This window comes from Microvenator marinus (genome assembly GCF_007993755.1).
Classification (GTDB): domain Bacteria; phylum Myxococcota_A; class Bradymonadia; order Bradymonadales; family Bradymonadaceae; genus Allomicrovenator; species Allomicrovenator marinus.
Genome location: NZ_CP042467.1, coordinates 2,745,924 through 2,762,913, shown reverse-complemented (window position 1 = coordinate 2,762,913; position 16,990 = coordinate 2,745,924). Strand labels below are relative to the sequence as shown.

The window sequence follows — 16,990 nt, the reverse complement described above, 5'->3', positions numbered from 1 at the left end:
TTCTCAAACCCATGTTGCGAGTACTTATCATCAGCGCTGAGCCCCGCCTTGTGCAGATCCTAAAGGATGTTGTGGGCCAAGCTCAGTTTACTGAAGATGACCGATGGTCGAAGGGGCAGCAGACCCTCATTCAAGAGACCTTCGATATCGTCTTGGTGGATCATGAGTGCGTAAAAGCTGAACAACTCGATACCCTTATCGGCCTCGATTCAGTCTTTAAGGAAGTCGTCAGCGTGTTTCTCGTGCGATACCAGGACGAGCGCACCAAGGCCCTACGGCAAGCGCTAGCGTCGCTCGATGAAATGATCGACATGAGTCAGGGGAAAGCCGGGTTCATGGCCGAGCTTAAGACGGTCGTCGATAAGGTCAAGAACGAGCGCAAAGGTCAGTCCGCCGAGGATCGCGCCGAGGCTGCTCAAAGAGAGGCTAGACGCGAGCGCGACCGACTTGACGAATCCGAAAAGAAAAAGACCAAGGCCTACCGGGCAACACAAGACTCTGCTGCCCTCGAGCGCGAACTCCACCATATGTGGATGCAGATGAAGCGTCTCGAGTCCAAGTACGAGGTCTTCGGGCTTTGGAAGGGCTGCGGCAGAAAGGCTCTTCAAGAGCGTTTCTACGTGATGGTCAAAGAGCATCACCCCGATGTCTATGGTGGAAACGTCTCTGATAAAGTTAAGGGCACCGCGCAGGATATCTTCATTTTTATTAAGGATTCTTACCAGGAACTCCTCAAGGTGGAGAAGGGCGAGCAGACGGTGGCGGGGCCTAAATCCGAGTCTTCACCGAACCCATTCCTGAAGCGGGCCACGACCCAAACCCAGGCGCTCAGCGCCAATTCGGCTCCAACTACGGCTCCGACCACGGCAACCAAGATCAACCCCGTCGCGGCTAAGCCAGTGGCCCAGACGCCAGGTCGTACCCCCAAGCCTACACCTGTAATCGCGGTGGACCGAAGTGCGCCTCCAGCTGCCGATCAGACGGGGCTCGGTGAGTCGTCTGAAGCACGCGAGGAAGTAAAGGCACGTATCGAGCGACTCTCCGGCTTTAGAAAGCGGCAGGAGCAACGTCGGCGCCGTCAGTCACGCGTAGGCATGGATTTGGAGAGCTCCAACGGGTTTGATGAACTCTCGGAATCGAGCTTCGCCTCCGAGGCATCCGAAGCATCAGAGCCAGAGGTGGATCTCGAGGCTGAGCGCCGTCAGAAGCTACTTGCGCTCCAGCGAAAAGCCTCTCAGGTCAACCATCCCAATCTCTCAAACCCTGCAAAGGAAGCCTTCAACGACGGCTACCGCGCTTACAAAGGCGAGCACTTCAACGAGGCTTTCAAGCACTTTGAGCAAGCTTACACGCTGGTGCCCGAAGACGGAATGTACCAGACCTACTACGGCTATATGCTCTTCCGGCAGTTTCCTGAGCGCCACGCTGAAGCCGAAGAATTGCTCAAGAAGGCCATGAACTCGGGCCATAAACAGGCAGCGCCTGACGCGCTGCTCTTTATGGGGCATCTGCTCAAGGCCCAGGGGGAGTTGGATAAGGCTCATCGTCACTACGAAAAAGCACTTAAACTCAACCCTGCATGCACCGAAGCCGAACGTGAACTTCGTCTGGCAAAAATCCGAAACGAAAGAAAATCCTCAGATCCGGGTTCTTTCATTAAAAATCTGTTCAAAAAATAGCCAAAGCATGGTTTTCTGGCGTATCCTAGATGCTAGGCCTTGTTGAAGAACTGAACGCTGAGTGAGCTATGGGCAAAATTATTGGAATTGACCTGGGGACAACCAATTCATGTGTGGCAGTGGTAGAGGGCGGGGAGCCCCTTGTACTGCCAAACAGTGAAGGGTCTAGGACCACGCCATCGATCGTGGGTTTCACGGAGGGCGACGAGCGTTTTGTCGGGCAACAAGCTAAACGCCAAGCTATCATCAATCCCGAAAGATCTATCTACGATATCAAGAGATTGATCGGGCAAAAGTATAATTCCGATATTGTTAAACATTATATCGAGACATTGCCCTTTAACATTATCGCGGCGACAAATGGCGACGCATGGGTAGACGTAAACGGGCAACAGTTTAGCCCGCAAGAAGTCTCCGCCATGATCCTCAAAAAGATGAAGCAAACTGCTGAGGATTATTTCGGTGAAGAAATCACCGAGGCCGTCATCACCGTGCCTGCTTATTTCAATGACGCTCAGCGAAGCGCCACCAAAGAAGCCGGGCAAATCGCTGGGCTACAGGTCCGCAGGATCATCAACGAGCCCACCGCTGCTGCGCTCGCCTACGGATACGGCAAAGACAAAGAGAGCACGCTCGTGGTCTTCGACCTCGGCGGCGGTACCTTTGACGTCAGTGTGGTCGTCTTGCGCGGCGGCGTCTTTGAAGTCATCGCCACATGCGGAGATAACCAGCTCGGGGGTGAAGACTTCGACCGCGCGATCCTCGATTTCCTCATGGAAAAATTCAAAAGCGAAACCGGCGTTAATGTCTCGGATGATAAGATGGCGCTCCAACGCCTCAAAGAAGCTGCTGAGAACGCAAAGTGCGAGCTCTCGACCCTTAGCGAGACGAATATCAATTTGCCTTTCCTCGCCGTGGACGAGTCGGGCCCGCGCCACCTCTCACTGACACTCTCACGCTCGCAGCTCAACGACCTCGTCTACGACCTCGTAGAACGACTCGAAGGCCCGTGTTTGAAGGCCCTCAAAGATTCCGGTCTGACCAAGTCCGATCTGGACGATATTCTGCTCGTCGGCGGTATGAGCCGTATGCCAATCGTTCAAGAGAAGGTCCGCGAAATCTTCGGGATCAAGCCGAGCAAGGGCGTAAACCCTGATGAAGTTGTGGCCGTGGGCGCTGCAATTCAATCCGGTATCCTCGGCGGTGAAGTCCGCGAAGTCATCCTTTTGGACGTGACACCTTTGAATCTGGGTATCCGAGTCGCCGGCGACAGGTTCAGCACCGTCATTCCGAAGAACACCTCTATTCCGACTCGCGAATCCAAAGTCTTCACCACCACCGAAGATAATCAGGACATGGTTTCTATCACGGTGATGCAAGGCGACCACGAGCTCGCGAGCCAGAACAAGCTACTTGGAATGTTCAACCTTACGGGCATTCCTCCTGCACCCGCGGGCGGCCCACGCATCGAGGTCAGCTTCGAGATCGATACCGACGGTATCGTGAGTGTACACGCCAAAGACCTTAAGACTCAGCGGTCGCAGTCCATCACGGTGGAAGGCACGTCAGGGCTTTCGGAAGAAGAGTTGCGTCGCGCAATTCAGAGAAACGCGTAAATCACGCCGAGGGCGCACGTTTATCCACCTCGCCCAGAAACGCTCCAGGGGTCAGGCGGTCTGTTGCCGGCTTCTTGAGCGGTGCAGGCCCCTTTCGGTGCTTCTTGATGGCGCGTCGCCACGCTGAATAGGTACCGCCCTCACGCCAAGCCTCTTCGGCGGCATCCGCCATATCCCAGCCACCTTGCGCGAGCATATATTCTACCCAGGCCCATCTCACCGAGATCGCTCTGACCTCTACGTCCTTGTCGACCCGCGTCTGGATATACTTGAATCGATTCTCCAAGACTTTTTGGTCTTCGTAGGGCACGCCATCAAGCGGAGTATTCTTCTTGGCGACGAGCGGGCTCAGGCCGATCGCAACCTTGCAGATCGAAGACAGGTGTTCCACCAAGGCCAACATCTCTTCGATATCCTCGTCAGTTTCTTCGGGATAGCCAAAGACCATGTAAATCTTGAGAAGCCTCAAGCCATAATCACGCACGTACTCAGCGCTGCGAATAATATGATGATCCTTGATGCTTTTCTGGGCGAGTTTGCGCATACGTGCGCTGGTACCATCGCTGCCAATGGTGAGGGTTTGGGCGCCGCCGCGCTTCAAAAGTTCCATGAACTCAGGGGTCAGTCGGTCAGCCCTCAAGCTTGAAAGCCCCACTTCGCGCCCCGAGTCTACAATACCGCGCAGAATATCGAGGATCTTTGGGTGGTCTGTTGTGGCCGCCCCTACAAGCCCGACTCGCGTGGCATCGTCGGGGATGGTCGCGAGGACCCTCTCCGGCTCTACGGTTCGCATCCCTCCGTTCGTGGTGCGGCGCATCACACAAAACGTGCAGCCCCTGTGACAACCACGCGCGTTCTCCACCAGATGCATATTGCTAAGCTCGGTATTAGGCGTGCGAATCTGAGAGTAGGCCGGCAAATTCGAATCATTGACCTGTGCGATTGGCCGCAAGACCTCGCCGTGGATACTCGGAACGTAAATTCCGGGCAGTGCGGAGATATCTCTAAAGAAGGCCTCGCGCGAGACTGAGGATTTCCACCAGTCGATGATCACATGAATCAACTCTTCGCCCTCGCCCATGACAATCAAGTCCGCAAATGGTGCGGCTGGCAACGGGTTTGAATTCGTGAGCGGACCTCCAAAAACCACGAGTGGCCAGCCCGGTCCGCGGTCGCTCGCTCGGATCGGAATTCCTGCCAAATCAAGACACTCCAAAAGGCCCACGATCTCAGTCTCATAGGCGATCGAGAATGCCACCATATCGGCATCTGCTGCGGGTTTCTGCGACTCGTAGGTCAGCAACGACGTTCTTGAACGCCGCCAGAAATCTGGGTCTTCGGGCAAAAATGCTCGCTCACACACCACATCTTCACGAAGGTTCAGAATGCGATAAATCGTTTGGTACCCAAGCGAAGACATCGCCACGTGATAGGGGGACGGATAGACGAGCGAGACTCGAAACGGCGCATCCTTGTAGATGGTGCCGCTTTCGTCTTCGAGTCTGTCTTCAATTGTTTTTAGGAGTTCGTAGCGCTTTGACATGGCGCAAGCTTAGCGCGTTTCCCGCTCATTCACCAAGCCCTTCGCCACAATAGCATGACGCATCTTCTGGGCAGATACACACATTGCGATATCCGCAGTCGACCGGCCCACAAACATCCGCGCCACCTGGACAGCCTTCAGTGACCTGGTCGATAAGCCCATCACAATTGTTATCAAGCCCATCACAATTCTCAGGTGCACCAAGATAGACTGCAGCTTCTCCATCGTCACAATCAGTGCCAGTAGGACAGAGCGAAGGGTCGTAGCCCTGCTGACCGTCGCCGTCGATATCGCGACATCCGCTACAAATCGAGTTATTTGCCGGACTACAGCGTAGTTCGCCTCCAATACATGCATAACGTCCTAGATCGCACGTCGCGGTGGGCGAATTGGAGCGGCAAACCGTTTCAGTAATGGGACGCGGGAAGATTCTGGCGCGGAGTTGGCGGTCAGTCCGCAACCCGTCCACGCTTCCTGGAGAATGCAAGATCCAGTCGTATGGATTGGTGCCAGGATACTCAAACTGAACTCGGAATCCCCGGGTTTCTGGATCCACCGTGTTCCAGTTCAGCTGTGTCAGAGGCCTCACACCAACAACGAAAGCGTCGGTCTCAACTTCACCCGCCCTGGATTCAATACGCATACGAATATCCGCTTCTTCGTGGCTCTCGCGAACGTCATACTCTTCATACACTTGGTCATTGTCTCCAGTGCGGTCTTCGTACCATGGCACGGAAACGTCGCGCAGACGGTCATCGCCAATGCTGCGCAAGTCCATCTCGAAAGTGCGCGTGGACCAACCCGCGTTCGTCTCCGTTTTTCCTTGGACGAATCCGAAGGTCATTCGGCCAGTTGAGAGGTCGCGATGCGCAAACACGCGCGCCTGGTTGCTATTCTCTTGGACCTGTCCGTCCCATGGCAGGTTCATCGTCGTGGTGCCTCGTCGGTCGTCTGCGGCCAATGGGGTGTAAAGAAGTGGAAGGTTGGACTGTGGGTTGTACGTGGAGCCCGTGATTGGTGTGGCTGTATCGTAGGTCACCCATTCTCTGTAGCCCTCGGGCCATTGGCGCTGCTGCGCGGTTGGCACCACCAAGTTCTTGAGCTCGTCTACATCACCATTGCAGTTATCGTCCTCGCCGTTACAAAGCTCCGCACCCATACTGTTGACGGTCTGAATGCATCGGCGTTCGTGGTTTTCGCAACCGAGCCACGTACCCTTTGAGCAGATTCCTGCGCGTCCCTCCGGTTCACACACGGTGCCGATCGTTGGGTCGAGATACTCACTATCCGAAAAATTCTCGCTCTTGACGATGAGCGGATGAAGCGGGTCAAGCGTCATCGTGGACTCGCCCAAATTCTCGCCGTTCATGATCTCCCAAGTCTCGATGCCATCCCCATAGAAGGCGCCATAAATCTCGATTTGCCAGTCGTCATCGGCCTCAAACGGACCGATGAGCGCGGAGCCCGTGTCCGCACCATTCGTCGTGATCATGATCTGAATATGCCTGTCGTTTCCGTCAGTACGCACGAGCGCCGCCTCAAGACCTTCGTCATCGGTGATTTCAACACCTGGATACGCATCAAAAACGTGGATCGAATAGACGGCATCGGCGCTTTGCTGGCCTGGATCGAGCGAGCCGTGCGAGAGGAACATGAAGTACTCCTCCTCGCCTGGCTCGTAGATAAAGGTCACACGGGCCCTTCCTTCTCGGTGAATCGAGTTCGCGGAGAAGTTGCCTGAGATTTGAGTCCAACCGCGAGGATTGTTGCTCACAACCGGTCTAGGGAAGACCCACGGACGATTCGTCTGCCACGCCCTGAGTCTCTTGTCGTCTTCGCGGAACGGATGGTTGTTGTTGTAGTTCGCGATAAATGTTGAGTCCATGGCCTCGCATGCCGAAGGAGCGCAACGTGCCGGACCATCACCATCAAAGCAGCTCAGCGGGTCTGGGCAAGCATCACCTGGTCCACACGCGAGGAAACAGATGCCCATATGGCAGACCTCGTCCGAGGCACACTTTCCAGGAGCACAAGACGTAGAATCTACGCAGACCTCCTGGTAGCAGAAGCTATTGGAATTCGCCGCCGAACAGTCCACATCTCCATCGCAAGTCGGGAAGCACTCGCCACCAAGGCATGACTCGCCAGCCGGACATGGAACGCCGTCACATGCGCCTGCCACTACGTCCACACAGCGCCCGTCGTAACAGCGCTCGCCGCCTTCGCAGTCGGTGTCGATAGTGCACTCGTCGAAGCATACGCCCTGATAGCATGGCCGGTCGCCGCATTGTGAGGTCGCGCAAAGATCTTCGGTCGGGTCGGCGCAGAATTCCTCGTCGTAGCAGACGCTTCCTGGCGAACAATCCGTGACGGCACATCCTTCGTAACAATTGCCGCCGAAGCACACATCACCTTCCGGGCATTGGACGTTTTCGCAGTTATCCGCGGCGCAACGGCCCGCCGGGCAAAACTCGTTCGCACCGCACTGGGAATCGGCAGTGCAAACATCGAAGCAGTTACCTCCATAACATGCCTCGTCGAATGGACAGGCGACGATAGTGCCATCTGGGGCCGTACACGCGTCTGGTGCGCAGCGTCCGTCGAAGCACTCAAGTGGATTGGTACACTCAGCCGTAGATGCACAAGGGTCGTAGCAAGCGCCCTTGTAGCAAATCTGGCCTTCGGGGCAGTTTAGTCCACTACATGGATCGGTAATACTCAAGCAAAGGCCGTTGTTATAGCAGGCGTCACCCGGGTCGCAGACCGCGTGACTCGTGCAGTTGTTCGTAAAGCACGTGCCGAGCAAGCAGTCGGTATCGGTGGGGCAATTCGTTGCCTGGCATCCCGTCTCGTCAGGCGAGCAGAATAGCGAAGGGGCCATGCATACATCGCCCGGATCGCAAACCACGCCGTCGCAACTCGGAAAGACCGATCCCGCGATACATGTTTGGCCCGCTGGAAGTGTGACACCCTCGTCAATCAACCCGTCGCAGTCTTCGTCAGTTCCATCACAGGTCTCAGGCCCGGCACATCCAGACGGGCAATCGTTGTCCACAACCCCGTCGCAATCGTTGTCGAGCCCATCTCCACAAATCTCGACTTGAGGCAACACTTCGCTATTGCAAGGGCCCCACGCCCCAGCTGCACAGCCTCGAACCCCATCCCGACATTCACCTACGCCCCGGGTCAACGGGTCGCCCGTGTAGCAGAACTCCAGAATTCCATCGACGTTTCCGTCACAATCATTGTCGAGGTTGTCGCAGATTTCCGGTTGCGGAACTATAGCCCCACCACAATCGGACCAACATGTTGTGAACGGAGACTGACATAAAACGTCATCTCTGCACTCCCGCAAACCTGGCCTACATTCGCCAACCCCTTCAGTGCCAGGCGGGCCTGGATAGCACGCTTCGGTGTTGCCAAGCGGCGAGCAATTGCAGCCCTCATCGAGCATGCCGTCACAATCTTCGTCGCTACCACCACAAACTTCGCCTGCGGGAATGACCTCGTCAATACAGGGTCCTAAAACTCCTCCACCGCAGCGTTCCAAACCGGAAACACAGAGTCCAACACCTTGTGTGCCCGGAGGCCCCGTATAACAGACTCGAGCATTACCATTGTTTGCGTACTGGCATGTACCGCCCGAACAAGAGTCGTCGGTACAAAAGTTCCCGTCGTCGCACTTCGTGCAGCCAGTACGATCCACGTATCCAAAGTTGAGTTCTGGAACACAAGCCGTACCGACACATTCGTAGATAGCCTCATCGTACTCCTGACACGTGCAGGTGTCGCTTCCGGCGCAGCAAGCGTAAGGCCCACCTGAAGGCACGTAGCCACCCTGCTTCGAACAGTCCGGTGGCGTGTACCCGGCGTCTCCGCATGTTCCAGGGTTGCACATCGCTCCATCCCACCGGGTGCAAGGTGTATCGCATTGGCTCCCTGCTTGTGAGCAAACAAACGCGCACTCGTCAGGGCATGTCGGAGTTGGGCAGTTAGTACAAACTCCAAACTGGTCACACCACGTCTCGCAAAGCTCAGGCTCTCCTGGCGCAAGTTCGCACTCGGTCATACAGTCGACCACGAAAGGACAAACTACCGAACAAGCCTGCCCGAAAGCACTCCCCGACCAACCCAAAATCAACAGGACAAGAAACGCAGGGAAGATGCGAAAAACACAACTTGGAAGCATGTGTAGCCTCGGATGAAAACCGTGTTCCATCACGTCTTGAGATTGCACAGAGCGTGCAGTCTACTTAATCAAAGTGGTTGTCTCGTTTACTAACCAAACAGTAGCCGGAATTTGTGCCAAAATCAAACGGCTTGGAGGATTCGTGATTGGTCCAATAACCAACAAAATCGCAGAGTAGGCCGTTTGCGTACCTCCCGACTTCCACGTAAACTCGGAGCAAATCGATTGGAAGGTATGATGATGCGCCAAATAATGGTGGTCGTGGGGTTTGTTCTGGTTTTTGGAGCGTGCGGTGAAGAAGAGGCGGGGCCTAATGATAATGGAATCACGGTCCTACCTGATATGGGGTCCAACACGCAGGATATGGGCTCGGATGGCACCGACTCTGATACCGGCGAGGACGCATCTCAAGATATCCCCGAAGCAGAGCCCGAGTTTCGGCTCGTCCTTCAGCCTCGCCCTTTGCTGCTTGCCAGGCAGGAACAAGCTCGGATCACCGCGGCGCTGGTAGATGACGAAGGCGGAGAGTTGGAGATCGAAACCATCGAGTTTACCTCCCTCAATCCTGAAATTGCTTCTGTGGACGATGGGGGCCTTATCTTTGCTCTCGCCCCTGGTGATGCCATCATTCAGGTGACCGCCAATCAGGTGTATACGGCAACAATCGGCGTGACCGTGTACACGCTTTACGACTCCCTGGCCCTCGGGGAAGAGCACTCATGCGCGACCAAAGCCGACGGACGCGTGGTGTGTTGGGGTGCAAATGATTTTGCACAAGCTGGGGCCACTGATGAGGCGAACTTGGTTCCTGAGGAAGTGCAAGTGGCCGGAGAAGCACCCGGCATCGACGTCTTTGCCGGCGCGTTTCACTCGTGTGTGGTGCAAACGAGCGGCGTCGCGCGTTGTTGGGGAAACAATGCCAATGGAGAACTTGGGGACGATGAGGGAGGTAGCCGACCATCTGCAACCACCTCGCTCAGCTTCGCGACCGCCGTTCGCGAGGCCGCGCTAGGTGACGGTTTCACCTGCCTAAAACTTCAGGACGATACGTTGCGATGCGTTGGCGATAATCGAAATCAAATCGTTGAAAGCTCGTCTGTGCAAACCATCCGTTCACCCGTGATTACGCAAGAAGGCCAAGAGTTCATAGAAATCGCCGCAGGGCGTGCTCATATGTGCGGCATCACGCCTGAATTCCGCGTCCTGTGTTGGGGAGATAACTCGGCCGGCCAGCTTGGCCCCATGGGCCCAGACGAAGGGTCGCACAGTCCCATTCCACTCAACACCGGCAACTACATCTCCATCTCCGCTTATGACGACTATACATGCGCCTATTCCCCTATCGTTGGGCTCGAATGCTGGGGTGAATCCAGCGGAGGCTTTGGCGAAGCCGGCGTGACTCAGTCCGAGACTCCCGTTGCCGTAGATATTCCGGCCGGAGCATTGCGCGATTTGGCCGTGGGCGCCGACTTTGGATGTGTTGTGGTGGACGATAACGTGATTTGTTGGGGAGAAAATTCGAGCGGGCAACTCGGTGACCAAACCACCACCTCAAGGCCTACTGCGGCCCCAGCCGTGGGCGGTACCGGGCTCTTCCCGATAGATTGTGGGCGCGCACATTGTTGTGGCATCTCGCAAACAGGTGACCTCTTCTGTTGGGGAGAAAACCAAAACGGGCAGGTCGGAGACGGCTCCACCACGGATCGCCGCGTGCCCACCTATATTTTCCCGACCGCATTCTGAGTTCTGAGACCCAAATTTAGATCCTCCCCTCAACTCGGCCGTTGCAAGACATCCAAGTTCGTAGGATTCTGCGGACCTGTGTGCAATCTGAAGAGAGAAAAAAATGCGCCAATTTCGATGGCTTATGCCCACTCTTGTCCTGATCGCTTTCGCGTGTAAACAACCCGAACGCTCAAACACACCAACGGAGCAAACTATGGGAGAAAGACCCGCTGACGCCCCCCCTTTAGCTACTTTGGATAGTTTTGAGCCCGTCGACACGCGAGAAGATGTTCCCCTGGAATTCACGGCCGAGGATGGCAGACCTCCGGGCGAGAACATCGAGGCGCTCCCAACTCCTGAAACGAAGCCTCTGAATGAGTCCCAGATCCAGGCTCTCTTCAAGAGGCTGCCAGATCTCAAGTCTGAACTTGCGGACAAGAAAGCCTTTGCAAAACGCCCTGCCTCTACCCCTCCTCCAAAAACCGGAACAACCGTTGTAGGCGAGTTTCCGCCCGCATCCGACCGCGAGCGCCCGACCGACGTCGAGGTAGACAAAGACGAGCCGCTCAAGGTTCTCAGATACCAACCCGAAGGCGATATCCCGATTGCCCCAAAGGTATCGGTCACGTTCAATCTTCCAATGGTGGCCGTGACCTCGCACACAGACACGGTCAAAGACGGCGTGCCGGTGAAGATGGACCCGATGCCCGAAGGTCAATGGCGCTGGGTCGGCGCCAAGACCTTACTCTTTGAGAGCTTCGGCGAGCGCATGCCCATGGCAACCGACTACAAGGTGACCATCCCCGCAGATACTAAGGCCATGACGGGGAACGCCCTCGACAAAGAGACCACGTTCACCTTCAGCACGCCACCTGTAACCGTGGAGTCTTTCTATCCAGAATACGGGACCTACGCGCTCGAACAGCCGGTCTTCTTGCAATTCGATCAAGCCATCAATCGCACGGATATCCTCGAGCATATCGAGGTCCGTGCGGGCGCAAAAATCATCCCGATGAGGCTCGCGACAGCCAAATCCCTCGAGGCTTTCCCAGAGTTCGAGAATCTTGGGAAAGATGTGCCCGAGAACCGTTGGCTCATCATCGAGCCCACCGAGCCTTACCCTTACAACACCACCGTGCAGACAACGCTAAAGGTTGGCGCCCCGAGCGCCGAAGGCCCCAAGCGCACCACATCGACCCAACAAACCGCCTTTCAAACCTATGGCCCGTTAAGGATTACCGAGCACCGATGCGGCTGGCAGGGGTGTCGTCCACATGACACCTTCTCTTTCCGACTGAGCAACCAACTCGATCCCGAAAAATGGGACGATTCGATGGTCAAAGTCGAGCCGAGCTACCCCGATATGGTGGTGCATCAAAATGGCAACTGGATCTCGATCGGGGGCATGAAACCGGGCCGAAGAAAGTACACCGTCACGTTCTCCGCCGATGTCGAAGACGAGTTCGGTCAAAAGCTTGAGGGTGAGCGCACTTACACGTTCGATGTCGGTGCGGCACTTCCCGCACTCACCGCGACCTCCGGGCAGTTTGTGGTGCTCGACCCCGCAGCGGGCCCAAAATACACGGTCTTCTCCACAAACTATAAGAACGTTCGGCTCAAAGCATGGCAGGTCACCGAATCCGATTGGAGAGACTATCTGCTCTACGCCGAAGACTGGAGACATTGGGGCAAAAAGTCCGTCAAACCCCCGGGCCGCCTCGTGTTTGACGGTGCAATCAAGCTCAACTTCAAAGCCGACGAACTCGTTCAGACCGATATCGACCTGACCAAACAATTTGGAAAGGGTCGCCACCTGGTCGTAGAGATCTTGCCAGGCGACCCCGACAAGAGCGCCGAGGCTGTCCATAACCGCTACCAACCCGAATTCAGAACCTGGATTCACCGCACCAATATTGGTCTTGACGCCTTTATGGACAACGAGGAATTCACGGGTTGGGCCACCGATCTGACCACTGGTAAACCGCTTCAAGGGGTCACGATCTCTTTGCCGGGCTCAAACGCCAAGGGTGTTACAGGTGCCAATGGTACCGTTACTTTCGCCCTTCCCGCCGCGTCGTCCGAACTAACCGGCATCATGGTAGGAACCAAAGGTGACGACACGAGCTTCCTACCAGAAGTCTTCTATTCACGGGGTACTTCGCAATTCTACAAAAAGAACTACGGCTCGCAGATGCGTTGGATGGTCTTCGACGATCGTGGCATGTACAAGCCCAGCGAAGAAGTTCATATCAAAGGATTTGTCCGAAACATTGAGATGGAGAAAGGCGGCGATATGAGCCTCGTGTCTGGCTCTCCCAAGTTCGATTGGACCGTCTACGACGCCCAAAACGTCGAGCTCGCCAAGGGACAAACCGAAACCACTGCGCTTGGAGGCTTCGACCTCAAGTTTAAGCTCCCGGACACCCCAAATCTTGGCTACGCACGGATTGAGTTTAGGAATTACGGCTACCATACCCACTCCTTCCAGATTCAGGAGTTCCGCACCCCCGAGTTTGAGGTCAGCGCTCGCGCACCCGAAGGCCCGCACCTTATGGACGCTGAGGCGAGTGCAACCGTCTCCGCTAATTATTATGCGGGTGGGGCACTCACCAACGCCGAGGTCAACTGGTCCATTCAGGCCACTGAATCCTCTTACACGCCGCCCAATCAGTCCAAGTACAGCTTCGGCATGTGGACCCCTTGGTGGCGCGCCTACAATCAGTCTGGCGGCAACACCACGTATCAAAGTCTGAGCGCTAAGACAGACGCGGCAGGCGAGCACACCGTGCAATTGAAATTCGGCAAGAAGCTTCCTCCAAAGCCGATGAGTGTGAAGGCGTCGGCCACCGTGATGGACGTCAACCGTCAGGCATGGACTTCTGCAACGAATCTCTTGGTCCACCCGAGCCTCTTCTACGTAGGTATGCGCTCCGAGCGATACTTCGTTGAGCAGGGCGAACCTCTTGAAGTCAAGCTGGTCGTCAGTGATATCGATGGCAACCTGACCGCGAATCGTCCAGTGAAAGTCCGCGCCTCCCGCGTGAAATACTCGTGGAAGAACGGCGAATATGTCGAAGAACTGGCGGACACCCAGGAATGTGATTTCACCTCGTCCGAGGCTGAGCATACCTGCACGTTTAAGTCCGATGTTGGCGGAACCTACAAGATCGCGGCGACCACCGTGGACGACTACGGCCGCCCAAATTACACCGAAATCACGCGCTGGGTCTCTGGCGGCAAAGTCCCTCTTTCCCGCAAGGTGACTATGGAAGAGGCGACACTCATTCCTGATAAGGAAGTCTACGCCGTAGGTGATACCGCAGAAATCTTGGTGCAAAGCCCGTTTGTGCCTGCTGAAGGCATCATGACGATCAGACGCCAGGGTATCGTGGAGCAGAAACGGTTCACCATGACCGAGTCTACAACGGTGCTCAACGTGCCGCTCAAGAGCGCGTACATCCCGAATGTCTTTGTTGGCGTGGACCTCGTTGGAGCCGCACCACGTCTCGACGCCCGGGGCGAACCAGATACAAAGCTCCCCAAACGGCCGGCAATTGCCTCGGGGATGCTCGCCATCAAAGTTCCACCGACCGAGCGAATCCTCGATGTTCAGATCAAGCCATCGGCTACCCGCGTGGCACCAGGCACCAAAACAAGCGTTGCGCTTGAGGTCAAGGACGCCAATGGAAACCCCGTCAAAGACGCCGAAGTTGCTATTGTAGTCGTAGACGAGGCGGTGCTCGCCCTGAGCAGCTACGCCATGCAAGATCCGATGGCCATCTTCTACGCCGACCGCGCGGATGGAATGCAAGCCTTGCATCAACGCCCCTACGTGGAGCTCGTGGACCCAGCGGCACTTCAGCCCGTTGAGGAAGCACCGATGGGCTCGAGCGCCGACAAAGGCTCCCGAGAGATGATGAAGAAGTCCGCTCCGAGGCGCGCACGCGCTGAGGCTCCGATGGAGGAAGCTGCTGCGCCAGCACCCATGGCCATGGCCATGGCTGATTCCGAGATGGAGATGGACGAAGGAGCTCCCGTCGACGTGGGTGGTGCCTCCGACGCACCCATCGCCGCTCGAACAAACTTCAACCCATTGGCACTCTTCGCCCCGGCCAAACGCACCGATGCATCCGGTAGAATCTCCGTGGACATCCAGATGCCGGACAACCTAACGCGTTACCGAATCATGGCCGTCGCGGTTCAAGGCGCGAACAAATTCGGCACATCCGAGAGCAATGTCACGGCGCGTCTCCCTGTCATGGTGCGCCCAAGTGCGCCTCGCTTCCTGAACTTCGGGGACAAATTCGAGCTTCCCATCGTGGTTCAGAACCAGACGGACGACCCGATGACGGTCTTCGTGGCAACCCGCGCCTCGAACCTGACCTACACAGCAGGGCAGGGGCTTAGCGTTCAAGTACCGGCTAACGAGCGTGTGGAAGTTCGCTTTCCGGCAACCACTCAGGAAGCCGGCACCGCCCGGTTCCAGGTCGGAGTTTCGGCAGATACCAAAGTTGGAAACTTTTCCGACGCAGCCGAGATCGCACTGCCCGTCTGGACACCCGCTACGAGCGAAGCATTCGCAACCTACGGCGAGATCGACAAGGGGGCCATTGCTCAACCCGTAAAATTCCCAGAAGAAGTCTGGCCGCAATTTGGCGAGCTCGAGGTCACGACCTCGTCCACAGCCTTGCAGTCGCTCACAGACGCCTTCCTCTATCTCTACCACTACGACTATGAGTGTGCAGAGCAGATCTCCTCGCGCATGATCTCGGTGGCGGCGCTACGCGACGTGCTCACAGCGTTCAAGGCTGAGGGTATGCCGTCGGCAGCAGAAGTTCAGAAGTCGATGAGCCGCGATATCGAAGAGTTGGTCGACCGACAAAACTACGATGGTGGATTCGGATTCTGGCGCCGCGGGCAGCCTTCGTGGCCGTACGTAAGCCTGCATGCCGCTCATGCGCTGCAGCGCGCCAAGATGAAGGGCTACGCCGTTCCAGACCAGGCTCTGCAGCGTGCGAAGAATCACCTTCAAAATATCGAGAACTACATCCCGCATTATTACGGGGAGTGGACTCGACTGCATATCATTTCCTACTCACTCTACGTGCGCGGCCTGATGGGTGAGTACGATACGGCAAAAGCGCGTGAGGTAATGCGAAGAGCTGGCAAGCTCGAAGACCTCTCGTTTGAATCTGTGGGTTGGTTGCTCGGTGTCTTCGCCAACAAAGAAAAGGGCGCACCAGAGGTGGCTGAGATTCGTCGGTTCCTCAACAACCGCGTCACAGAAACCGCCGGTAACGCTCACTTTGCGGCAGCGATGAACGACGGCCACCACCTCATTCTTCACTCCGACCGCCGTGCAGACGGTGTGATCCTTGAGGCGCTGATGGACGACCAGCCGAAGACCGACCTGGTACCGAAGATCGTCAAGGGCCTCATGGCGCACCGCAAGAAAGGCCGCTGGGGTAATACCCAGGAGAACGCCTTCGTGCTCCTCGCCCTGGATAAGTACTTCAATATCTATGAGAAAGAGACACCCGACTTTGTGGCTCGCGTGTGGCTCGGTGACCAGTTTGCCGGTGAGCATAAATTCAAAGGCAGAACCACCGAGCAGCATGAGATCGACATTCCGATGAGCTTTGTGGCGGAGCACGTCAAAGACACCACAAATCTCTATCTGCAAAAAGACGGAAAGGGTCGTCTCTACTACCGCATCGGTATGAACTACGCGCCTAAGTCCCTCTTTGTGGACGCGGCCGATCACGGCTTCACCGTGGAGAGAACCTATGAAGGCATGGACAGCCCACACGACGTCAAACTTCGGCCAGACGGCGTTTGGGAGGTCAGGGCGGGTGCGCGTGTGAAAATCAAGCTCACCATGGTGGCTGAGACCAGACGCTACCATGTCGCCCTTGTTGACCCGATTCCAGCCGGCTTTGAAACGCTAAACCCCGCGTTGGCCACTACTGAAGATCTGCCTCAGGATCAGGCGATGAACTCGGGTCGTGGAGGCTTCCATTGGTGGTGGTGGAGTCGGCCGTGGTTTGAGCACCAGAATATGCGAGATGAGCGCACTGAGGCCTATACCTCGCTACTCTGGGGCGGTGTGCACGAATACACCTACTACGCGCGCGCAACTACGCCCGGCGAGTTTGTGGTGCCGCCTACCAAAGCCGAGGAGATGTATTCACCTGAAACCTTTGGTCGCAGTGCGAGTGCCCGCGTAGTGGTCAAGTAG

General features: G+C 56.2%; 5 protein-coding genes and 1 pseudogene. 4 read left to right on the top strand and 2 right to left on the bottom strand.

The window, feature by feature from the left end:
* Positions 1–11: 11 nt before the first annotated feature.
* Both FRD01_RS11280 and dnaK read left to right on the top strand, forming a co-directional pair.
* Entirely contained in the window at positions 12–1,679 is a 1,668-nt protein-coding gene (locus FRD01_RS11280) for a tetratricopeptide repeat protein (protein ID WP_146959666.1), read from the top strand.
* Positions 1,680–1,747: 68 nt separating this feature from the next.
* Positions 1,748–3,283 (top strand): annotated as a pseudogene (gene dnaK, locus FRD01_RS11275) (molecular chaperone DnaK); the annotation flags it as partial.
* Positions 3,284–3,296: 13 nt separating this feature from the next.
* Here the strand turns inward: dnaK and FRD01_RS11270 are convergent.
* Complete coding sequence (locus tag FRD01_RS11270; RefSeq protein WP_146959662.1) at positions 3,297–4,838, bottom strand: radical SAM protein; 1,542 nt, start codon at positions 4,836–4,838, stop codon at positions 3,297–3,299.
* Between the two features lie 25 nt (positions 4,839–4,863).
* Positions 4,864–8,907, bottom strand: coding sequence for a putative metal-binding motif-containing protein (locus tag FRD01_RS11265; protein ID WP_249756188.1), 4,044 nt, complete (start codon positions 8,905–8,907; stop codon positions 4,864–4,866).
* Positions 8,908–9,264: 357 nt separating this feature from the next.
* On the opposite strand from FRD01_RS11265, the gene FRD01_RS11260 reads away from it, so the two are divergent.
* Both FRD01_RS11260 and FRD01_RS11255 read left to right on the top strand, forming a co-directional pair.
* Complete coding sequence (locus FRD01_RS11260; protein WP_249756187.1) at positions 9,265–10,770, top strand: Ig-like domain-containing protein; 1,506 nt, start codon at positions 9,265–9,267, stop codon at positions 10,768–10,770.
* Positions 10,771–10,966: 196 nt separating this feature from the next.
* Positions 10,967–16,990 (top strand): Ig-like domain-containing alpha-2-macroglobulin family protein, encoded by a 6,024-nt coding sequence (locus tag FRD01_RS11255; RefSeq protein WP_249756186.1) that lies wholly within the window; start codon positions 10,967–10,969, stop codon positions 16,988–16,990.